This is a genomic window from Pseudomonas sp. TSRC2-2 (assembly GCF_049897785.1).
In the GTDB taxonomy this organism is placed as follows: Bacteria; Pseudomonadota; Gammaproteobacteria; order Pseudomonadales; family Pseudomonadaceae; genus Aquipseudomonas.
The window spans coordinates 182,452-203,773 of sequence record NZ_JAFCWZ010000003.1 but is presented as its reverse complement, the minus strand read 5'-3'; the positions used below and the strand labels follow the sequence as shown (position 1 = coordinate 203,773).

Below are 21,322 nucleotides of genomic sequence, written 5' to 3'. Positions count from 1 at the left end.
GGCGTATCAGACGGCGAAGAGCAGGTACTCACGCTCCCAGGAACTGATCACGCGCTTGAAGTTTTCATGCTCGGCCCGCTTGACCGCGACGTAGCCGGTGATGAAGGTCTTGCCGAGGTATTTCTCCACGGTCTTGCTGTTCTCCATACGCTCCAGCGCGTCTTCGATGGTCAGCGGCAGGCGCAGGTTGCGGCGCTCGTAGCCACGGCCCACCACCGGCGCGCTCGGATTGAGACCTTCGACCATGCCGATGTAGCCGCAGAGCAGGCTCGCGGCAATCGCCAGATACGGGTTGGCGTCGGCGCCCGGCAAGCGGTTTTCCACGCGGCGGTTCTGCGGGCCGGCGTCCGGTACGCGCAGGCCGACGGTGCGGTTTTCTTCGCCCCACTCGACGTTCACTGGTGCCGAGGTGTCCGGCAGGAAGCGCCGGAACGAGTTGACGTTAGGAGCGAACAGCGGCAACAGTTCGGGGATCAGTTTCTGCAGGCCACCGATGTGGTGCAGGAACAACTGGCTCATGGTCCCGTCTTCGTTGGAGAAGACGTTCTTGCCGGTGTGGATGTCGATGATGCTCTGGTGCAGGTGCATGGCACTGCCCGGCTCGCCGGTCATCGGTTTGGCCATGAAGGTCGCGGCCACGTCGTGCTTGAGCGCCGCTTCGCGCATGGTGCGTTTGAACACCAGAATCTGGTCGGCCAGCGACAGTGCGTCACCGTGACGAAAGTTGATTTCCATCTGCGCCGTGCCGTCCTCGTGGATCAGCGTGTCGAGATCCAGCTCCTGCAGTTCGCACCAGTCGTAGACGTCTTCGAACAGCGGATCGAATTCGTTGGCCGCTTCGATGGAGAACGACTGACGACCGATTTCCGGGCGACCGGAGCGACCAATCGGCGGCTGCAACGGATAGTCAGGGTCGTCACTGCGCTTGGTCAGGTAGAACTCCATTTCCGGCGCGACGATCGGCTGCCAGCCCTTGTCGGCATACAGCTTGAGGACCTTCTTGAGGACGTTGCGCGGCGACAGCTCGATCGGGTTGCCTTGCTTGTCATAGGTGTCGTGGATTACCTGCGCGGTCGGCTCGATGGCCCACGGCACCAGGTACACGGCGTTCTGGTCGGGGCGGCAGATCATGTCAATGTCGGCCGGGTCGAGCAGTTCGTAATAGATGTCGTCTTCGACGTAGTCACCGGTCACGGTCTGCAACAAAACGCTTTCCGGCAGACGCATGCCTTTTTCGGCGATGAACTTGTTGGTCGGCGAAATCTTGCCCCGGGTGATGCCGGTCAAGTCGCCGATCATGCATTCGACTTCTGTGATCTTGCGGTCTTTCAACCAATCGGTGAGCTGGTCGAGGTTGTTACTCATAAATGCCTCTGGGCTGAGTCTCCTGACGCGATGTCAGGCAATTTTGACGCTTGGGGCGTCGCGTTGAGGGGGCTTGCTCGCGCAGTGCCGGCTTACGCCTGGCACCGCGCATAGACAATGAAAGAGGAGCTTACCTGCCCTTTACGCTGGCGTTGCATTTCCCGTGCACTTTGCAAACGTGCAGAATCGAAAGCACGACGCTGAGTGCGGCACGGGCTTTGAGAGGGAAAGAGTTCTATAGTGGAAGGAGACGCCATAAAGCGGATGCTGTGCCCGACGTCCAGAATATCGGACGGTGCCGTTGTGCCGGATGTTGACGAGAATGTCGTCGACAGGCTGCGCGCCTTGCTGGCTGCGCTACGGACGGATTGATCGCCACTGATGTGATGAGCATGCAGACCGGACTGTTGCGAGCAGTCGGTGATGCCGATTAACGGCAGGCGAGACATGAAGCACCCCGGTATTATTGCTGTTATGGGTTTGACCGGAGCTTAGCCTTGTTCATTTTTTTACACAACACCCCCGTAAAAAATACAACACGGCCTGCTCAAGCCTGCAGCTGAGCAACGTTCAAGGTTTGAAAAAATGCCCCAAAGTGCCCCATAAATGCCCTTCAAGCGCTTTTTCGGGGCAAAAAAGGCCTCGCTTGACTTCGGCAGGCCGTTCGGGTTGACTGAAACCAGAAAAGATCAATGATTGATATTTTTAACAACAAAGGTGTTGCATCATGTCGGTACCCCCGCGTGCCGTTCAGCTTAACGAAGCGAACGCGTTCCTTAAGGAACATCCTGAGGTTCTGTACGTTGACCTTCTGATTGCGGATATGAATGGTGTGGTGCGCGGCAAGCGCATCGAACGCACCAGTCTCCACAAGGTTTACGAGAAAGGCATCAACCTGCCGGCCTCTCTATTTGCTCTGGATATCAATGGCTCCACGGTGGAAAGCACCGGCCTGGGCCTGGACATCGGCGACGCCGATCGTATCTGCTATCCAATCCCCGACACCCTGTGCAACGAGCCATGGCAGAAGCGCCCGACCGCGCAACTGCTGATGACCATGCACGAACTCGAAGGCGACCCGTTCTTCGCCGATCCCCGTGAAGTGCTGCGCCAGGTGGTGACCAAGTTCGACGAACTGGGCCTGACCATCTGCGCCGCGTTCGAACTCGAGTTCTACCTGATCGACCAGGAAAACGTGAACGGCCGTCCACAGCCGCCACGCTCGCCGATCTCCGGCAAACGCCCGCACTCGACGCAGGTCTACCTGATTGACGACCTCGACGAATACGTCGACTGCCTCCAGGACATTCTGGAAGGTGCCAAAGAGCAAGGCATTCCGGCCGATGCGATCGTCAAGGAAAGTGCCCCGGCGCAGTTCGAAGTGAACCTGCACCACGTCGCCGACCCGATCAAGGCGTGCGACTACGCGGTCCTGCTCAAGCGTCTGATCAAGAACATCGCCTACGACCATGAAATGGACACCACCTTCATGGCCAAGCCGTATCCGGGCCAGGCGGGCAATGGTCTGCACGTGCACATTTCGATTCTGGACAAGGCCGGCAAGAACATTTTTGCCAGCGAGGATCCCGAGCAGAACGCCGCGCTGCGTCACGCGATCGGCGGTGTGCTCGAGACCCTGCCCGCGCAAATGGCGTTCCTCTGCCCGAACGTCAACTCGTACCGTCGTTTCGGCGCGCAGTTTTACGTACCGAACTCGCCATGCTGGGGCCTGGACAACCGCACCGTGGCGATCCGCGTACCGACCGGCTCCGCCGATGCCGTGCGTATCGAACACCGCGTGGCGGGCGCCGATGCCAACCCGTACCTGCTGATGGCTTCGGTGCTGGCCGGCGTGCATCACGGTCTGGTCAACAAGATCGAGCCGGGCGCACCTGTCGAAGGCAACAGCTACGAGCAGAACGAGCAAAGCCTGCCGAACAACTTGCGCGATGCCCTGCGCGAGCTGGACGACAGCGAGGTGATGGCCAAGTACATCGATCCGAAGTACATCGATATCTTCGTCGCCTGCAAGGAGAGCGAGCTGGAAGAATTCGAACACTCCATCTCCGACCTTGAGTACAACTGGTACTTGCATACCGTGTAAGCGGTTGCAGTAACAACAACGCCGCCGGCCTTAAAGCCTGCGGCGTTTTTTTTGCCCGCGATTGATGCTTACCGATCAACCAGCAATCTCGGAATGGCCCTACAGGGTCCGTCGAAGTCACCCTACAGAGCAATCCCTGCCGCCCTCTCACACTCAAGAACCCCGGGATCTGACCGGTTTTCTTTCCACAGTGCCGAGAGTAACCCTCATGAAAAAGCAGCTAATGAGCGCCGCCATTACATTGTTGATCACCAGTGTATGCACGACCGCAGGGGCAACCACAGGGCAAGCCGCCACATGGAGTTACGCCGCCCCCACCGGGCCGGAACAATGGAGCGAACTGAAGAGTGACTATGCGCTTTGCTCGTCCGGCCTGACGCAATCGCCAATCGACATCCGCGATGCAGTCGACACTCGACTTGCCCCCCTTGTCTTCACGTATCAGCCGAGCGCAGCTGTCGTCTCGAACAACGGTAATACCATTCAGGTGGCGACCGTAGATGCGGGCAGTCTCACCCTCGCGTCCGGCGATTATTCCTTCGTGCAGCTGCACCTTCATACGCCAAGCGAAGAACAGATCCAGGGCCGCTCCTATCCAATGAGCGCGCATCTGGTTCACCGTAGCGCTGCAGGCGAACTGGCCGTCGTCGCAGTGCTGTTTGAAGAGGGAGCGCACAACCCGGCACTGGATTTGATTTTGGAAGCCATGCCCAAGGAGGCGGGCGGTGTGATGAATCTGCAAACGCTGAACGTTACCGATCTTTTGCCTGCCACCCGCCATTACTACGCCTACGCTGGCTCCCTGACGACACCACCGTGTGCTGAAGGTGTTCGCTGGCATGTCCTTTCCACAGCGGTGACGCTGTCTCCCGCACAACTGCAGGCTTTCCAGGCGCTGTACCCGATGAACGCTCGTCCGGTGCAACCCTTGAATGGCCGTAGCGTGGAGGTCGGCGGCTAGGTCGCAGACGGCCAGCCGGGGCAATGGGCCCGTGCAGACAAGGTGCAAGTCGCCTCGTACAATGCCCGCTGCCCCCGCTGGAGAATTCAATGAGCCGACTCGTCACCCCACGCAAACCCCGCGCTCGCAGCCAGGCCCGGATCGATTCGATACTCGACGCCGCGCGCACGCTGCTGGCGGCCGAGGGCGTGGCGAGCCTGTCGATCTACAGCGTCGCCGAACGCGCGCAGATTCCGCCCTCCTCCGTGTATCACTTTTTCGCCAGCGTCCCGGCGCTGCTCGAAGCGCTGACCGCCGATGTGCATGCGGCATTTCGCGCCTGCCTGCAAGCGCCGATCGATCACGATGCCCTGCATGACTGGCGAGATCTGTCGCGACTGGTCGAACAGCGCATGCTTGAAATCTACGACGAAGACGCGGCTGCGCGGCAATTGATCCTGGCGCAACACGGCCTGACCGAAGTGACCCAGGCCGACCGTCAGCACGACCTGGAGCTGGGCGATTTGATGCACAAATTGTTCGACCAGCATTTCGAGCTGCCGAGGCTGCCGGACGATGTCGATGTGTTTGCCCTGGCGATGGAACTGGGCGACCGGGTTTATGCACGCTCGGTGCAGCAGCACGGCCAGATCACCCCGCGCATGGCTGAGGAAGGGATGCGGGTGTTTGATGCCTACATCGGCCTCTATCTGCCGCCCTATCTACCTAAACGCTAATAGATCGCAGCCTTCGGCAGCTCCTACCTTGGAATGCGTCCCCCTGTAGGAGCTGCCGAAGGCTGCGATCTTTTGATCGTCAAAAAAAACCCCGCAGGGCTCACACCCTCGGGGTTGTTTTTTGCTCACCGACTTACAACTTGGCGATCGACACCTCGGTGGATTTCACGAAAGCAATCACCTCACTGCCCACCACCAGCTCCAGCTCTTTCACCGAGCGAGTGGTGATCACCGAAGTGACGATACCCGAAGCGGTCTGCACGTCGATTTCCGACAGCACGTCGCCGAGGACGATTTCCTTGATCGAGCCTTTGAACTGGTTGCGCACGTTGATGGCTTTGATAGTCATGGCATTGATTCCTGTCGTTGATAAAACTGAGTTATTGCGCCCAACGCAATTGCGCAGGCAGGGGTGAAACGGGTTCCGGCGTCGGCGGTTCGCCGGGCAGGGACAGAACACGGTTGAGCACTTCGGTTTCCAGCGCGGCGAGGCGATGCGAACCACGGATCCGAGGGCGCGGCAGTTCGACGTGCAGGTCGAGGCCGACTTCGCCGTCCTCGATCAGGATCACCCGATCGGCAATCGCCACCGCTTCACTGACATCGTGGGTCACCAGCAGCACGGTAAAACCGTGTTGCTGCCAGAGCCGTTCGATCAGTTGCTGCATCTCGATCCGGGTCAGTGCATCCAGCGCGCCGAGCGGTTCGTCGAGCAGCAGCAGTCGCGGTTGATGGATCAGCGCCCGGGCCAGCGCGACGCGCTGCTTCTGGCCACCGGACAATGCCGCCGGCCATTCATGAGCGCGATCCGCCAGGCCCGCCGCTTCCAATGCATCCAGCGCTTGCTGGCGCCAGTTACCCTTGAGGCCGAGGCCGACGTTGTCGATGATCCTTTTCCACGGCAGCAGCCGCGCTTCCTGGAACATCAGACGCGTATCGTCACGCGCCTGGCTGAGCGGCGCGGAGCCGGCGAGCAGGTCGCCGCCAGTCGGTTGATCGAGACCGGCCAGCAAGCGCAAGAACGTGCTCTTGCCACAACCGCTGCGCCCGACCACGGCGACGAACTGCCCCGCCGGAATATGCAAATCGATGTCCCGCAGCACCTGCCGCGCGCCGAAGGTTTTCTGCACGTTGCGCACCGCCAGCGGAATCCCGCGCAGCAGCCGTGGAGGTTGTTGAGCGGTCATGCCGCACCTCCCTTGGCGACCTGATAGGCCGGGTGCCAGCGCAACCACACACGTTCAAGCGCTCGGGCGGCGAGGTCGGCGAGTTTGCCCAGCACCGCGTAAAGCAGAATCGCCAGCACCACCACATCGGTCTGCAAAAACTCACGGGCATTCATCGCCAGATAGCCGATACCGGAGCTGGCCGAGATCGTTTCAGCGACGATCAGCGTCAACCACATGAAGCCCAACGCGAAACGCACACCGACCAGAATCGAAGGCAGCGCACCCGGCAGAATCACCTGCCGGAACAGACTGAAACCGCTCAAGCCATAACTGCGCGCCATCTCCACCAGCGCTGGATCGACGTTGCGGATGCCGTGGTAAGTGTTGAGGTAGATCGGGAACAACGTGCCCAGCGCCACGAGGAAAATCTTCGCCGACTCATCAATGCCGAACCACAGAATCACCAGCGGAATCAGCGCCAGATGCGGCACGTTGCGAATCATCTGCACCGAGCTGTCGAGCAGGCGTTCGCCCCACTTCGACAGGCCGGTGATGAAACCCAGCACCAGGCCAATGCTGCCGCCGATGGTGAAACCAAGTGCCGCGCGCCAGCCGCTGATCGCCAGGTGCGTCCAGATCTCGCCGCTGCGCACCAGACTGACGCCGGCTTCGATTACTGCCACCGGCGCCGGCAGGATCCGCGTCGACAACCAGCCCGCCGACACCGACAACTGCCACACCGCCAGCAGCAACACCGGCAGCGCCCAGGGCGCGAGGCTGTGGATTAATTTCTTCATGGCCGCGCCTCAGCTCTGCGACGCGGCTTTGGGCAGGATGTCGTTGGCAACCATCTCGCCGAACGGGCTGACATAACCGGCGCTTTTCGGCAGTTCCGGGCGCTCGACGTCCAGGTGCGGGAACAGCAGCTCGGCCACACGATACGACTCTTCGAGGTGTGGATAACCGGAGAAGATGAAGGTGTCGATGCCCAGATCAGCGTATTCCTTGACCCGCGCTGCCACGGTCGGGCCATCGCCGACCAGCGCCGTACCGGCACCGCCGCGCACCAGACCGACACCGGCCCAGAGGTTCGGGCTGACTTCGAGGTTGTCGCGGCTGCCGCCGTGCAGCGCGGCCATGCGTTGCTGGCCGACCGAATCGAAGCGCGCCAGCGAGGCCTGCGCACGTTGGATGGTGTCGTCGTCCAGATGCGAGATCAGCCGGTCCGCCGCTTGCCAGGCTTCGGCATTGGTTTCACGCACGATCACATGCAGACGAATGCCGAAGCGCACGGTGCGGCCAAGCCTGGCGGCTTTGGCGCGCACCTGTGCAATCTTCTCGGCCACCGCAGCCGGCGGCTCGCCCCAGGTCAAGACCATCTCCACTTGCTCGGCGGCCAGATCCTGTGCCGCTTCCGATGAGCCGCCGAAATACAGCGGCGGACGCGGTTGCTGGATCGGAGGGTAAAGCAGCTTGGCGCCTTTGACACTGATGTGCTCGCCGTCGTAATCGACGGTTTCGCCTTCCAGCACGCGACGCCAGATACGGGTGAATTCTACCGAGGCCTGATAGCGTTCTTCGTGGTTGAGGAACAGACCGTCGCCCGCCAATTCTTCCGGGTCGCCGCCGGTTACCAGATTGAACAGCGCACGCCCGCCGGACAAACGATCCAGCGTCGCAGCCTGCCGCGCCGCAACCGTCGGGGAAATGATCCCGGGGCGCAGGGCGACCAGAAACTTCAGACGCTGGGTCACCGCAATCAGCGAGGCCGCCACCAGCCACGAGTCTTCGCAGGAGCGCCCGGTAGGAATCAGCACACCGCCAAAACCGAGGCGATCCGCCGCTTGCGCAACCTGTTGCAGGTAACCGTGGTCGACCGCGCGGGCGCCTTCGGCGGTGCCAAGGTAATGGCCGTCGCCATGGGTAGGCAGGAACCAGAAAATGTTGAGGCTCATGGAGTGGTCTCCTTGTGGATTCGAATTACTGCGCTTGGGAGCTTTGGGCCACAGTGGCCGGCGGGGTCCAGATCACGTCCTTGATACTCAGCGGCTTGGGAATCAGCTTGAGCTGGAAGAACGTGTCGGCGATTTTCTGTTGTGCGGCGACCACGTCCGGGGTAAGGAACAGCGCGCCGTAGCCTTGGCGTTTCACCGAGGTCAGGGTGATGTCTGCCGGCAGACCGAGCAGTGGCGCGACCTGTTGGGTCACGTCCTCAGGATTGGCTTTCGACCATTCGCCGACCGCGCGCACTTCTTCGACGAGAGTCTTGATCACCTCGGGATTTTTCTGCGCGTAAGGTTTGGTAGCGAGATAGAACTGGTGGTTGTCGACGATGCCTTTGCCGTCACGCAGGGTGTGCGCTTGCAACTGTTGTTCGGCGGCGGCCTGATACGGATCCCAGATGACCCAGGCGTCGACGCTGCCACGCTCGAACGCGGCGCGGGCATCGGCCGGCGGCAGGAACACAGTCTGAATGTCGCTGTACTTGAGGCCGGCGTCTTCCAGTGCGCGCACAAGCAAGTAGTGAACGTTGGAGCCTTTGTTCAGCGCGACTTTCTTGCCCTTGAGATCGGCCACCGATTTGATCGGGGAGTCTTTCGACACGAGGATCGCTTCGCTGTTCGGCGCTGGCGGTTCATAGGCGACGTAGAGCAGGTCGGCGCCAGCGGCCTGGGCGAAAACCGGCGGAGTTTCGCCGGTCACGCCGAAGTCGATCGAGCCAACATTGAGGCCTTCGAGCAGTTGCGGGCCGCCGGGGAATTCCGTCCATTGCACATCGACGCCTTGCGCGGCCAGACGTTTTTCCAGCGTGCCTTTTGCCTTGAGCAGCACCAGCGTGCCGTACTTCTGATAACCGATCCGCAAGGTCTCGGCTTGAGCTTGAGTAATGGCGCCAATGGACACAGCCGCAGCAAACAGAGCGACCAGACCACGACGCAAAAATACAGGGCGCATGGCGCTCTCCTTTTTGCTGTTGGGTTGTGGCTGCACCTGCTTGCCCGTTGGCGGGCGAGTAAGGCCAGTACTTCAAATTGCGGTGAGACTCAAATGCTCCAGCGGGCACTCAACAAACGTTCGTTCAACAAGCCCGGTTCCAGCGGTTTCGGCCGGCGCGCCATGGCGCCGACAAACTGCTCCAGCGCTTCATGCAGACGCTGCTCCAGTGCTGGAGCCAGTTGCGCGGCGGCACTGCCTTCGCCGTAAGCGATCTGGCTGTCCTCGGCGAAAATACCCTGGAGCATTTCCTGGGCTTTGAGTGCCGACAGCACAGGCTTGAGCGCGTAATCGACCACCAGCATGTGGGCGATACTGCCGCCGGTGGCCATCGGCAAGACAATCTTGTGGCTCAGCGCACGTTCCGGCAGCAGATCCAGCAGGGTCTTCAGCGCTCCGGAAAACGAGGCCTTGTACACCGGCGTGGCGATCAGCAGGCCATCGGCGTTTTCGATCTGTTGCAGCAGGTCGAGGACCTTCGGGCTGTCGAAGCGGGCGTGGAGCAGATCCTCGGCCGGGAAATCCCGTACCTGATAACTCACCACTTCCACCCCTTGCTGCTGCAACCAGCGTTGCGAACGCTCCAGCAGCACCCCGGAACGGGAGCGCAGGCTGGGGCTGCCACCGAGTGAGACGACCAGCATTGCAGATTCCTTTAAGCGTTACAGGCGATTCGCAGGCTGCGATCTCGCTTCAATGGCAGTGACCTTACCAGTTGATTTATATATCCATAAATCATATTTATTCATTTGGTTATGCGTTTAAGAGATATACCTTTTAGCCGAATTCAGGCGAAAAAAAAGGCCGTCGAGACGGCCGAAATTCCCCTGCATCGTGGCTCTTAAAGCTGAATTGCGGGTTGCCTGCGCTGACGCCTTCGCGAGCAAGCCCGCTCCCACATTTGGAATGCGTTCTCCCTGTGGGAGCGGGCTTGCTCGCGAAAGCGCCGGTAGCTACGGCCAATATCTCACTGATTCATTTGTTCGGCTGCGGCGTCAGGCGCAGGTACGGTTTCACCGCGCGATAGCCTTTCGGGAAGCGCTGTTTGATCTCGTCCTCATCCTTGAGCGACGGCACGATCACCACCTCTTCACCGTCCTGCCAGTTGGCCGGCGTGGCGACTTTGTAGTTGTCGGTGAGTTGCAGCGAGTCGATCACCCGCAGGATCTCGTGAAAGTTGCGCCCGGTGCTCGCCGGGTAAGTGATGGTCAAGCGGATCTTCTTGTTCGGATCAATCACGAACAGTGAACGCACGGTCAGCGTGTCGTTGGCGTTCGGGTGGATCAGATCGTAGAGATCGGAGACCTTGCGATCGGCATCGGCCAGGATCGGGAAATTGACAATGGTGTTCTGGGTCTCGTTGATGTCCTCGATCCACTTGTGATGCGAGTCCACCGGGTCGACCGAGAGCGCGATGGCCTTGACACCACGCTGGCTGAATTCATCCTTGAGCTTGGCGGTGAAACCCAGCTCGGTGGTGCACACCGGAGTGAAATCCGCCGGATGGGAAAACAGCACACCCCAGCTATCGCCCAGCCATTCGTGGAAACGAATCTTGCCGGCGCTGGAGTCCTGTTCGAAATCGGGGGCGATGTCGCCGAGTCTGAGGCTCATGGTACTGCTCCTGATGAGGGATGGGAGACAACAACTGTAGCTCGTGATTGATCAGCGTGAAAAAGAATAAATAACTAGATATTTAGAACATTAAAGAATATTAAACATCTGTTCATTGGACACCGACCGGTATCGCGACGAACATCTCACGCAAGGTTCGAGAAGGCCTTGAGTTGCAGCAAAGAGGGAAATCGGGAAGGGCTTACGGGGGTGAGCCTGACTCGAAACGCAAAAGCCCCGTCCGGCGCGATGCCGGACGGGGCTTTTTTTTTGCTTCAGTAACTTGGTCGAGCTGTTACAGCAGCGGGATCGAGTAGCTGAGGATCAGGCGGTTTTCGTCCTGGTCGCGTTGACCGGCGATGTCGGTGCGCCACGAAGCGTTTTTCCACATGAAGCCGACGTTTTTCAACGGGCCTTCTGGAACAACGTACGCTACGGTCAGATCGCGTTCCCACTCGGAAGCGCCATTGGAAGTCTGGACGCGACGAGCGTAGGTATCAACGTTGTCACCGCGCAGGTAAACCATGCCGGCGGTCAGGCCTGGCACGCCAACTTTGGCGAAGTCATAGGAGTAGCGTGCTTGCCAGGTGCGCTCGCCGGCGCGGGCGAACTTCTGGATCTGCATGTCGGTGATCGTGTAGTTCGACGAACCGTCACCCTGGTTCAGCCAAGGGAAGTCGCTGCTGCCGTTGCTCACCTGATAGCCGCCACCAAAGGTGTGACCGGCAACGGTGTACAGGAACAAGCCGCTGTACAGGTTGTTGTCGACCTTGCCTTTGCCGTTACCCAGCGTACTGTTGCCGTACGCACCGTTGCTGAAGTAGTCCGAATCGTTGCCATTGCGGCCGTCATCGGAGCTATTGAAGTAACGGAAGTCGGACTTCAACACACCTGGGCCAATCGACCAGTTATGCACCAGACCCAGGAAGTGTTGCTTGTAGAAGTTTTCCAGATTGCCGTAGTAGTACTGGGCTGTCAGGTCTTTGGTGATTTTGTAGTCACCACCCGCGTAGATGAACTTGTTGCTGTTTGTGGTACGCGCAGTTGCGCCACCGATCGACAGCTGTTCATTGTTGCTGGAGTTACGACCTTTCACGTGCTCGATCTGGCCACCGACCAGCGTCAGGTCCTTGATCTCGCCGGAAGTGATCTGGCCACCCTGCCAGGTTTGCGGCAGCAGACGACCGTCGTTGGTGACGATGACCGGGTTCTTCGGCTGCAAGGTACCCAGCTTCAGTTCGGTCTGGGAAATCTTGGCTTTGGCCGTCAGACCCAGGCTGGAGAAGTTATCAACCGCCTGACCGTTGGATTCGCTTGGGAAAACAGTGCCGCCGTAGGCACTGCCAGGGGTGCCATCACCGTTAACGTTGCCGTTGGTGCCGCCGCCCGAATCCAGACGTACGCCCAACAGGCCGATGGCATCGATACCGAAGCCGACGGTGCCTTGGGTATAGCCCGAGATGAAGCGCAGGTCGAAGCCTTGGCCCCACTCTTCGTTGCGACTTGGTTCGGCAGTGCCGTTACGGTTGTCGGTGTTGATGTAGAAGTTACGCAGACCCAGAGTAGCCTTGCTGTCTTCGATGAAACCGGCGGCGCCTGCCTGCTGCGCCATAACCCCAACGGCCACAGCCAGGGCCAAGGTGGACTTGTTCATGTATCGCTCCTCTCGTTCTAATTCTTGTGTTCCTGGTTCGGGGTCGATTTGCCCTGAATCCTAAGATGCGCGATTAGCGCCAGACCGTGACTGCCAAGTCAATCGTAACCTTGTGTGTCTACGACCATCGTCTAATCGCAGGTGACTGGGTCCCTGCAGCGTAAAGATTTCCTGATAATCCCAAAAAGAATTTATTCATCCTTTTTCATACCATTCGGGTATATGGCCCATTAATGGCCATCCGCGCTGGGAAACAGCGTATCGGCGCCTAAGCTCATTCCTAAATGGTATTTGTTGACCTTTTTTTAGATCGATTAGCTTTGGCGTGCTCCCAACACGTCAAATCCCCTCGAAAAGGCGACGCATCATGGCGAAACGCGCACTATCAAGTCAATTTGTTACAGTTTGTGTATCGGCGCTGTTTTCTTTTTCCGCACAGGCCTCCGGGCTGACCGTGGGCTATCAAACCGGCATCGACCCGAGCAAAGTGCCGCAGGCCGATGGCGTCTACGAAAAAACCATTGGCGAGAAGATCGACTGGCGGCGCTTCAACAGCGGCCCGGAAGTCGTCACCGCCATTGCTTCCGGCGACGTACAGATCGGCAACCTCGGCTCGAGCCCATTGGCTGCAGCGGCCTCGCGCAATCTGCCGATCGTGGCGTTTATTGTTTCGGCGCAGATCAATGCCGCCGAAGCCTTGGTGGTGCGCAATGGCAGCGGCATCGACAAGCCGCAGGATCTGGTCGGCAAAACCATCGCCACGCCGTTCGTGTCGACCTCTCATTACAGTCTGCTCGGAGCGCTGAAGCACTGGGGCCTGACTACTTCGCAAGTCAAAGTGGTCAACTTGCAACCGGCGGAAATCGCCGCCGCGTGGAAGCGGGGCGACATTGACGGGGCGTTTGTCTGGTCGCCGGCGCTGGGCGAAATCCGCAAGACCGGCAAGACCCTGACCGACGCCGCCCAGGTCGGCCAGTGGGGCGCGCCGACCTTTGAGGTTTGGGTGGCGCGCAAGGACTTTGCCGAGAAGCATCCCGAGGTTGTGGCGAAATTTGCCAAGGTCACCCTGGACTCGTTCGCTGATTACGCGGCGCACAAAGACAGCTGGACGGCCGACTCGGTGCCAGTACAGAAAATCGCCAAATTGACCGGTGCCAACGCGGCGGATGTGCCGGAACTGCTGGCCGGCTCTACATTCCCGGATGCTCAGGCGCAGCAGACCACCGCGCTGCTGGACGGCGGCACCGCGAAGGCTATCGCCGAAACCGCGAAATTCTTGAAGGAACAGGGCAAGGTCGAGACGGTGCTGCCGGATTATTCGCCGTACGTCAGCGCGAAATTCGTTACTGAATAAAAACACACCCCCGTAGGAGCCGAAGGCTGCGATCTTTTGACCTTGCCTTTAAAAGATCAAAAGATCGAGCCTTCGGCTCCCTCACAGAGCCTGTCCAGCAACGCTGGCTACAAGGTCTTCTCGAAAATCTTCGAATTACGCTGGTAGTTGTACAACGACGCCCGCGCCGCTGGCAGGCGTTCAACGCTGCTCGGCTCGAACCCGCGCTCGCGGAACCAGTGCGCGGTCCGTGTGGTGAGGACGAACAAGGTCTTCAAACCCTGCGCCCGCGCCCGGGTTTCGATGCGCTCGAGCAATTCGTCGCCACGGCCGCCATGGCGATACTCCGGGTTCACCGCCAGACACGCCAGTTCGCCGGCATCGGAGTCGGCAATCTGATACAGCGCCGCACAGGCGATGATCATGCCTTCGCGCTCGACCACGCTGAACTGTTCGATCTCGCGCTCCAGCACTTCGCGCGAGCGGCGCACCAGAATGCCCTGCTCTTCCAGCGGACTGATCAGATCGAGCAACCCGCCGACGTCTTCGATCGCCGCCTCGCGCACCCGTTCGAATTGCTCCTGTGCGACCAGCGTACCGCCACCGTCACGGGTGAACAGCTCGGTCAACAGGGCGCCGTCTTCGGCGTAACTGACGATATGGCTACGCGCCACGCCGCCACGGCAGGCTTCGGCAGCCGCGTCGAGCAACTCCGCTTGATAATTGCTCATGCCCAGACGCTGCAAATGCGCCGGCACCTGTTGTGGGCGCAGTTCGCGCACCAGTTTGCCGTTCTCGTCGATCAGGCCAAGCTCGGCGCCGAACAACAGTAGCTTGTCCGCGCCCAGATCAATCGCGGCGCGGGTGGCGACGTCTTCGCAGGCAAGGTTGAAGATCTCGCCGGTTGGCGAGTAGCCCAGCGGCGACAGCAGCACGATCGAACGCTCATCGAGCAGGCGATTGATGCCCTTGCGATCGACCCGACGCACTTCGCCGGTGTGGTGATAGTCGACTCCTTCGAGGACGCCGATCGGCCGCGCGGTGACGAGGTTGCCGCTGGCCACGCGCAGACGTGAGCCCTGCATCGGTGACGAGGCCATGTCCATGGACAGCCGCGCTTCGATGGCTATGCGCAACTGGCCGACCGCATCGATCACACATTCGAGTGTCGCGGCATCGGTGATGCGCATGCCGTGATGGTAATGCGGGGTCAGGCCACGGGCGGCGAGGCGGGTTTCGATCTGCGGGCGCGAACCGTGCACCAGCACCAGACGTACGCCGAGGCTGTGCAGCAAGACCAGGTCGTGGACGATATTGCCGAAGTTCGGATGCTCGACGCCGTCGCCGGGAAGCATGACGACGAAGGTGCAGTCGCGGTGAGCATTGATGTAGGGAGACGCGTGGCGGAGCCAATTGACGTATTCGGGCATGAACCTGGGCCTGTAATAAAGAGCAGCCGAAAAAAGGGGCGAAAAAAAAAAACGCACAGCGGGCTGATGGTTATCGTCGGAACAGGCTTGGCGACACGCGCGATCTCCTCATGAATACGGGTTGGGGTGCAGGCAATTTACCGGGTTCGGTCAGATAAAACACAGATCTCCTGGTGGGAGCGGGCTTGCTCGCGAAGGCGTCCTGTCAGTCGCCAGCAAAGTGTCTGAAACACCGCTTTCGCGAGCAAGCCCGCTCCCACAGGGGATATCAGGGTTTGTCCGGGCTCAGGCAGTAATGTTCAATCAACTGCCGAATCAGATGCACGGTAGGCTGCAAACGTGACATTTCAAGGTACTCGCCCGGTTGATGCGCGCAGGCAATGTCGCCGGGGCCGAGCACGATGGTTTCGCAGCCGAGGCGCTGAAGATAAGGCGCTTCGGTGCCGAACGCTACTGCTTCGGCGCGATGGCCGGTGAGCTTTTCGGCGACGCGCACCAGTTCGGCGTCTTCGGCCTGCTCGAACGGCGGCACTTCCGGAAACAGCGGTTGGTAATCGATCTTCACTTTATGCCGCTCGGCGACCGGGTTGAGCTTGCGCAGGATTTCCGCACGAAGCACGTTGGGGTCCATGCCCGGCAGCGGCCGCAGGTCGAATTCCAGCGAACACTGGCCGCAGATACGATTGGGGTTGTCGCCGCCATGGATGCAGCCGAAGTTCATCGTCGGTTGCGGCACGCTGAATTGTGGATTGCTGAATTCGCGTTGCCACAACAGGCGCAGACCACGCAGTTCGCCGATGGCATCGTGCATCGCTTCAAGGGCGCTGTGGCCCAGGCGTGGATCTGAAGAGTGGCCGCTCTGCCCGAGGATATCGATGCGCTCCATCATGATGCCTTTGTGCATGCGGATCGGCTTGAGCCCGGTCGGCTCGCCGATCACCGCCGCGCGACCCAACGGTTGCCCGGCCTCGGCCAGCGCGCGGGCGCCGGACATCGAGCTCTCTTCGTCGCAGGTGGCGAGAATCAGCAGCGGCTGCCTGAACGGTTGCTCAAGCAGCGGTTGCACGGCTTCAATGATCAGCGCAAAAAAGCCCTTCATGTCGCAGCTGCCCAGCCCGACCCAGCGGCCATCGACTTCAGTGAGTTTCAGCGGGTCGGTCTGCCACAACGCGTCGTCGTACGGGACCGTGTCGCTGTGCCCGGCCAGCACCAGGCCGCCGGGGCCACTGCCGAAACTGGCGAGCAGATTGAATTTGCCGGGGCTGACCTGCTGGATGTCGCAGTTGAAACCCAGGTCACCCAGCCAACCCGCCAGCAGATCGATGACGGCGCGGTTGGATTGATCCAGGCTCGGTTGGGTACAGCTGACCGATGGCGCAGCAATCAGCGCGGCGAACTGGTCTTGCATGGATGGCAATGGCATCACTGACTCCAGGTCCCGGATTGAGGCCCACTATAGAACCATCCGGCGCGCGGAATAAACCGCCGCAGGGCGTAGGAAGTTTGACTCCTGTACACTGCACGGCCTTGGCAGCCACACATTCCCCCGGCTGCGCTCCCGATATCCTGGATTTTCCGGCCATGCAGAAAGAAACCGAAATCAAACTCCGCGTCAGCCGCGAAACCCTCGCCGCGCTGCGTGAGCACCCGCTGCTGAAGAAACGCAACAAAAGTGGCTGGGAACGCCGTGAGTTGATGAACCAGTATTTCGACACCCCCGAGCGCGACCTGGCCCGGGCCAAAGTCGCCCTGCGCCTGCGCAAGGACGGTGACGAAGTGATTCAGACCCTCAAGACCCGTGGCCAGAGCGTCGCCGGTCTGTCCGAGCGTAACGAGTACGACTGGAAACTGCCGAAAGCCAAGCTCGACGTGAAGAAGCTCGACGGCGAATGCTGGCCCGAGGCGCTGGCCGAGCTGGACAAGAAAACCCTCAAACCGATCTTCACCACCGATTTCGTCCGCGAGCGCGCCGAAATCGCCTGGGGCCGTGGCAAGACCAAAGTGGTCATCGAAGCCGCGCTGGACCTCGGTCACGTGGTGGTCGGCAAGCAGAAGGAAGAAATCTGCGAGCTGGAACTGGAACTGCGCGAAGGCGAACCTGCCGCGCTACTGGAGCTGGCTGCCGAACTGGCCGAAACCCTGGCTTTGATGCCGTGCGATATCAGCAAGGCTGAGCGCGGTTATCGCCTGCACGACGCCAACAGTTACTCGCTGAGCTTGCCGGCGCCGCAGCTGAGCACCGAAACCCGCCTCGACGACGCCTTCGCCGCACTGAGCTGGCATTTGCTCGGCAGCAGCCAGCGTCTGGCCGAGCAGTATCGCTTCAACGGCCACTGGCGCCTGCTGCAGGACTGGGTCGAGAGCCTCGCGGAAATGCGCGCGCTGCTCAGCAGCCTCGGCCAGGCCGCACCGCGTCAGTCGACCCACGATTTGCGCGTGGCCCTCGATGCCTTGCTGGAAGACTGGCGTCCGCTGGTCCAGGTCGGCATTGAAGACGAAGACGTGCGCAAAGCCGCGCCGGAACAATTCCTCGAAGAACTGGAAGACCCGCGCTGGGGCCAGTTCTCGCTGAACGCTTCGCGCTGGCTGTTGGCCCGCACCTGGACCGCCGACCGCAATACTCGCGGCAATCGTCAGGGTGATGCGCAATTGCACAGCTGGTTGCCGCGTCTGTTGGGCGAAGAAGCCACCGCTCTGCAGTTGCAGCGCTATCAGCAACAGCCGGAAGATCTCGCCGAGCAACTGCCGCGGATCGAGCGCATTCAGGTCTGGCTGCACCACGCGCGCAACGTGCTGGACATACCGGAAATGGATCGCCTGTACGGTGAACTGAACAAACTGGCGCAACTGGCCAACGAGCCGACCATCACCGACGAACTGCTCGATGCGCGCAAGCATCAGGCGATTGCGGTGTACCAGAACCGCGCCTGGAAAATGCTCCTGCGCATGTAACACCGCTAAAAGATCGCAGCCTTGATCGTTCCCACGCTCTGCGTGGGTACGCCTCAATGGACGCTCTGCGTCCGCTTTGGGACGCAGAGCGTCCCGGGCTGCATTCCCACGCGGAGCGTGGGAACGATCATCCCCTGTGGGAGCGAGCCTGCTCGCGAAGAGGCCAGCTGCCTTACCTCAAACCGGCAGGCTGGTAGTGGATTTGATCTCCGACAGCGCCACGATCGAATTCACTTCCTGTATCCCCGGCACCAGCGACAGCTTCTCGAAAAAGAACCGCTCGTACGCCTCGATATCCGCCGCAACAATGCGCAGCATGAAATCCACCGCCCCCATCAGCACATAACACTCCAGCACTTCCGGAAAGCCGCGAATCGCCTCGGTGAACTCGGTGAAGTTCGAGCGGCCGTGAGCGTTGAGTTTGATCTCGGCAAAGATCTGCGTATTCAGGCCGATCTTCTTGCGATCCAGCAAGGTCACCTGACCACGGATGATGCCCTCCTCCTTCATCCGCTGAATCCGCCGCCAGCACGGTGACTGCGACAGGCCCACCTGCTCGGCGATCTGCGCGCTCGACAGCGAAGCGTCTTCCTGCAGCAAGGCGAGAATCCTGCGGTCATAGGCGTCCAGCTCGCTGTGCATAAAAAATCCTCATATATCAGTTTCAACGAATCACTTTTGTCGATAAGCGCACTAACGCGCCGATCATAGCCAAGAAATACCCCGCACCGAATGTAAAAATTTCTCCACTGATCTGGAGATTCGTCATGCCGCACCTTGAAGCCGTGAACAGCCCCGCCACCCGCGCCGATGTCTGGAACGTCAACAACGCCCACTGCCTGGCGCAGTACCGAATTCTTGCCGAGGCCGAGCCGGATCTGCTGGTGCGGGTACTGAATCTGTTCGCCTTGCAGTTTCTGACCCCGGAGCAGGTCAAGGTCCAGCGCCAGGACGATCTGCTGTCGATCGATCTGCTCATGGGCGGCCTGAGCTGGCATCGCGCGCAAGTGATCGGGGAAAAACTGCGTAACCTGATCAGCGTCTGCTCGGTGGATCTGCACAACGCCGACGCGGCGTGGCAAGCGCCCGCCCAGGCTGCCGGCTGACAAATCCGGCAACGGCTTCGTCGGGTAGTGGCCCAACGGTCAGCGGGGCCACGACTATCCTTTTGCGCATGTCGCTCAAAAAGGAACGCCGCATGTCCGTTCAATTTGCCACTCAGGACCGCTGGCTGGACCTTAACGATGTCTTGCGTGAACTGGTCGCCCAAGGCTTCATCTGCCAGGACGCGGCGGAACAGGCGCTCAATGCCCGCCGTCGCCATGCTGCTCACGGGCAGATGCATCCGCTGGAATTCATCGCCAGCCAGCAACTCGACGACCTCAGCCGTCCGGGCAAACATCTGGATCTTGAAAGCCTGACCCTGTGGCTGGCGCAGCAGGCCGGCCAGCCGTACTTGCGCATCGATCCGCTGAAAATCAACGTCGCGGCGATCACGCCGCTGATGTCCTACGCCTTCGCCCAGCGCCACAAAATTCTCGCCGTCGCGGTGGACCGCGATGCCGTGACCGTGGCCAGCGCTCAGCCCTACGTCAGCGGATGGGAAGCCGATCTGACCCACGTATTGAAGCTGCCGATCAAACGGGTCGTGGCCAATCCCGTGGACATCCAACGGTTCAGTGTCGAATTTTTCCGGCTGGCCAAATCCGTCAGCGGCGCCAGCAATGCCGACGCGCAGAGCGGCAACCTCGGCAACTTCGAACAACTGCTCAACCTCGGTGCCAGCGATCAGGAGCCGGACGCCAATGACGCTCATATCGTCAACATCGTCGACTGGCTGTTCCAGTACGCCTTCCAGCAACGCGCCAGTGATATCCACATCGAACCGCGCCGCGAGCACGGCACCGTGCGTTTTCGCATCGACGGCGTGCTGCACAACGTCTACCAATTTCCGCCGCAGGTGACCATGGCGATCGTCAGCCGCCTGAAAAGCCTCGGCCGCATGAACGTCGCGGAAAAGCGCAAACCCCAGGACGGCCGGGTCAAGACCAAGACGCCGGACGGTGGCGAAGTGGAGTTGCGTCTGTCGACTTTGCCGACAGCGTTCGGCGAAAAAATGGTCATGCGGATTTTCGACCCCGAAGTGCTGCTGAAGAATTTCGACCAGTTGGGTTTCAGCGCCGACGACCTGCGCCGCTGGCAGGACATGACCCGTCAGCCCAACGGCATCATTCTGGTCACCGGGCCGACCGGTTCGGGCAAGACCACGACCCTGTACACCACCCTGAAAAAACTGGCGACGCCGGAGGTCAACCTCTGCACCATCGAAGACCCGATCGAAATGGTCGAGCCGGCCTTCAACCAGATGCAGGTGCAGCACAACATCGAACTGACCTTCGCCGCCGGAGTGCGCGCGCTGATGCGCCAGGACCCGGACATCATCATGATCGGCGAGATCCGTGATCTGGAAACCGCCGAAATGGCGATTCAGGCCGCGCTCACCGGGCACTTGGTCTTGTCGACCCTGCATACCAACGACGCGCCAAGCGCGATCAGCCGTTTGCTCGAACTCGGCGTGCCGCATTACCTGATCAAGGCGACCGTGCTCGGGGTCATGGCCCAGCGTCTGGTGCGTACTTTGTGCCCACACTGCAAGGCGCCGCTGACGCTCGAAGATGAAGACTGGCAAACCCTGACCCGGCCCTGGCAAGCGCCGCTGCCGAGCAATGCGCAACGGGCGATCGGCTGCCTGGAATGTCGCGACACCGGCTATCGCGGCCGCGCCGGGGTCTACGAAATCATGCAACTGAGCGACAGCCTGAAGGCGCTGATCACTACGGACACCGACCTCACCGCGATCAGGCGCCAGGCCTTCAAGGAGGGCATGCGCAGCCTGCGCCTGTCCGGTGCGCAGAAAGTCGCGGCGGGGCTGACCACGGTGGAGGAAGTGCTGCGGGTGACACCGCAAAGTGAGTTGAAATAAGTCGGCACGGAACTGGATCGGGGATCGGCTATCCAACGCCGTAGTCA

At 60.4% G+C, this 21,322-nt stretch carries 20 protein-coding genes; 7 read left to right on the top strand and 13 right to left on the bottom strand.

Translation table 11 applies throughout. The features are described from left to right. Positions 1-6: 6 nt before the first annotated feature. A complete protein-coding gene (locus ACP7D9_RS06940; protein ID WP_101161459.1) occupies positions 7-1,365 on the bottom strand; it encodes a glutamine synthetase family protein in 1,359 nt (452 codons plus the stop codon). Between the two features lie 92 nt (positions 1,366-1,457). Next, the gene (locus ACP7D9_RS06935) at positions 1,458-1,814 is read right to left on the bottom strand and encodes a gamma-glutamyl-gamma-aminobutyrate hydrolase family protein (RefSeq protein ID WP_426156365.1); all 357 of its coding nucleotides are present in this window, start codon (positions 1,812-1,814) and stop codon (positions 1,458-1,460) included. Between the two features lie 278 nt (positions 1,815-2,092). Between ACP7D9_RS06935 and ACP7D9_RS06930 the strand changes: the two genes are divergently transcribed. The 3 genes from ACP7D9_RS06930 to ACP7D9_RS06920 all read left to right on the top strand — a co-directional run bounded on the left by ACP7D9_RS06930 (position 2,093) and on the right by ACP7D9_RS06920 (position 5,146). Next, positions 2,093-3,469, top strand: a complete 1,377-nt coding sequence (locus ACP7D9_RS06930) for a glutamine synthetase family protein (protein WP_016772657.1) — start codon at positions 2,093-2,095, stop codon at positions 3,467-3,469. A gap of 208 nt (positions 3,470-3,677) precedes the next feature. Next, a complete protein-coding gene (locus ACP7D9_RS06925; RefSeq protein WP_426156363.1) occupies positions 3,678-4,430 on the top strand; it encodes a carbonic anhydrase in 753 nt (250 codons plus the stop codon). An 89-nt stretch (positions 4,431-4,519) separates the two neighbouring features. Then, complete coding sequence (locus ACP7D9_RS06920; protein ID WP_101161463.1) at positions 4,520-5,146, top strand: TetR/AcrR family transcriptional regulator; 627 nt, start codon at positions 4,520-4,522, stop codon at positions 5,144-5,146. Between the two features lie 133 nt (positions 5,147-5,279). On the opposite strand, the gene ACP7D9_RS06915 is transcribed toward ACP7D9_RS06920, so the two are convergent. From ACP7D9_RS06915 to ACP7D9_RS06880, 8 genes are all read right to left on the bottom strand, one after another. After that, positions 5,280-5,495, bottom strand: a complete 216-nt coding sequence (locus ACP7D9_RS06915) for a TOBE domain-containing protein (RefSeq protein WP_003229256.1) — start codon at positions 5,493-5,495, stop codon at positions 5,280-5,282. Positions 5,496-5,526: 31 nt separating this feature from the next. Continuing rightward, positions 5,527-6,333, bottom strand: coding sequence for an aliphatic sulfonates ABC transporter ATP-binding protein (gene ssuB / locus ACP7D9_RS06910; protein WP_426156360.1), 807 nt, complete (start codon positions 6,331-6,333; stop codon positions 5,527-5,529). Continuing rightward, complete coding sequence (gene ssuC / locus ACP7D9_RS06905) at positions 6,330-7,112, bottom strand: aliphatic sulfonate ABC transporter permease SsuC (protein ID WP_426156358.1); 783 nt, start codon at positions 7,110-7,112, stop codon at positions 6,330-6,332. The genes ssuB and ssuC overlap by 4 nt, the downstream gene beginning before the upstream one ends. A gap of 9 nt (positions 7,113-7,121) precedes the next feature. Next, positions 7,122-8,270 carry an FMNH2-dependent alkanesulfonate monooxygenase gene (gene ssuD, locus ACP7D9_RS06900; protein ID WP_426156356.1) on the bottom strand — a complete coding sequence of 383 codons (1,149 nt, stop codon included), beginning with the start codon at positions 8,268-8,270 and terminating at the stop codon, positions 7,122-7,124. Between the two features lie 25 nt (positions 8,271-8,295). Further along, positions 8,296-9,270, bottom strand: coding sequence for a sulfonate ABC transporter substrate-binding protein (locus ACP7D9_RS06895; protein ID WP_426156354.1), 975 nt, complete (start codon positions 9,268-9,270; stop codon positions 8,296-8,298). Positions 9,271-9,359: 89 nt separating this feature from the next. Then, positions 9,360-9,953, bottom strand: coding sequence for an NADPH-dependent FMN reductase (gene ssuE, locus ACP7D9_RS06890; protein ID WP_101161471.1), 594 nt, complete (start codon positions 9,951-9,953; stop codon positions 9,360-9,362). A 331-nt stretch (positions 9,954-10,284) separates the two neighbouring features. Continuing rightward, positions 10,285-10,923, bottom strand: coding sequence for a peroxiredoxin (locus ACP7D9_RS06885; protein ID WP_024014725.1), 639 nt, complete (start codon positions 10,921-10,923; stop codon positions 10,285-10,287). Positions 10,924-11,218: 295 nt separating this feature from the next. After that, a complete protein-coding gene (locus ACP7D9_RS06880) occupies positions 11,219-12,577 on the bottom strand; it encodes an OprD family porin (RefSeq protein WP_016772649.1) in 1,359 nt (452 codons plus the stop codon). A gap of 367 nt (positions 12,578-12,944) precedes the next feature. On the opposite strand from ACP7D9_RS06880, the gene tauA reads away from it, so the two are divergent. Then, positions 12,945-13,931, top strand: a complete 987-nt coding sequence (tauA, locus tag ACP7D9_RS06875) for a taurine ABC transporter substrate-binding protein (protein WP_426156352.1) — start codon at positions 12,945-12,947, stop codon at positions 13,929-13,931. A gap of 107 nt (positions 13,932-14,038) precedes the next feature. On the opposite strand, the gene argA is transcribed toward tauA, so the two are convergent. Further along, entirely contained in the window at positions 14,039-15,340 is a 1,302-nt protein-coding gene (argA, locus tag ACP7D9_RS06870) for an amino-acid N-acetyltransferase (protein ID WP_129997877.1), read from the bottom strand. A gap of 268 nt (positions 15,341-15,608) precedes the next feature. Beyond that, positions 15,609-16,763, bottom strand: coding sequence for an acetylornithine deacetylase (gene argE / locus ACP7D9_RS06865; protein WP_312999750.1), 1,155 nt, complete (start codon positions 16,761-16,763; stop codon positions 15,609-15,611). Between the two features lie 158 nt (positions 16,764-16,921). Here argE and ACP7D9_RS06860 point away from each other — a divergent pair, with 158 nt between their 5' ends. After that, the gene (locus ACP7D9_RS06860) at positions 16,922-18,292 is read left to right on the top strand and encodes an inorganic triphosphatase (RefSeq protein WP_426156349.1); all 1,371 of its coding nucleotides are present in this window, start codon (positions 16,922-16,924) and stop codon (positions 18,290-18,292) included. A gap of 177 nt (positions 18,293-18,469) precedes the next feature. Here the strand turns inward: ACP7D9_RS06860 and ACP7D9_RS06855 are convergent, their stop codons facing one another. Next, positions 18,470-18,934, bottom strand: a complete 465-nt coding sequence (locus tag ACP7D9_RS06855; protein WP_426156347.1) for an Lrp/AsnC family transcriptional regulator — start codon at positions 18,932-18,934, stop codon at positions 18,470-18,472. Between the two features lie 125 nt (positions 18,935-19,059). On the opposite strand from ACP7D9_RS06855, the gene ACP7D9_RS06850 reads away from it, so the two are divergent. After that, the gene (locus ACP7D9_RS06850; protein WP_101161482.1) at positions 19,060-19,398 is read left to right on the top strand and encodes a hypothetical protein; all 339 of its coding nucleotides are present in this window, start codon (positions 19,060-19,062) and stop codon (positions 19,396-19,398) included. 92 nt (positions 19,399-19,490) lie between these two features. Continuing rightward, on the top strand, positions 19,491-21,275 hold the full coding sequence (locus ACP7D9_RS06845) for a GspE/PulE family protein (protein ID WP_426156345.1): 1,785 nt from the start codon (positions 19,491-19,493) through the stop codon (positions 21,273-21,275). The last annotated feature ends 47 nt before the right edge of the window (positions 21,276-21,322 follow it).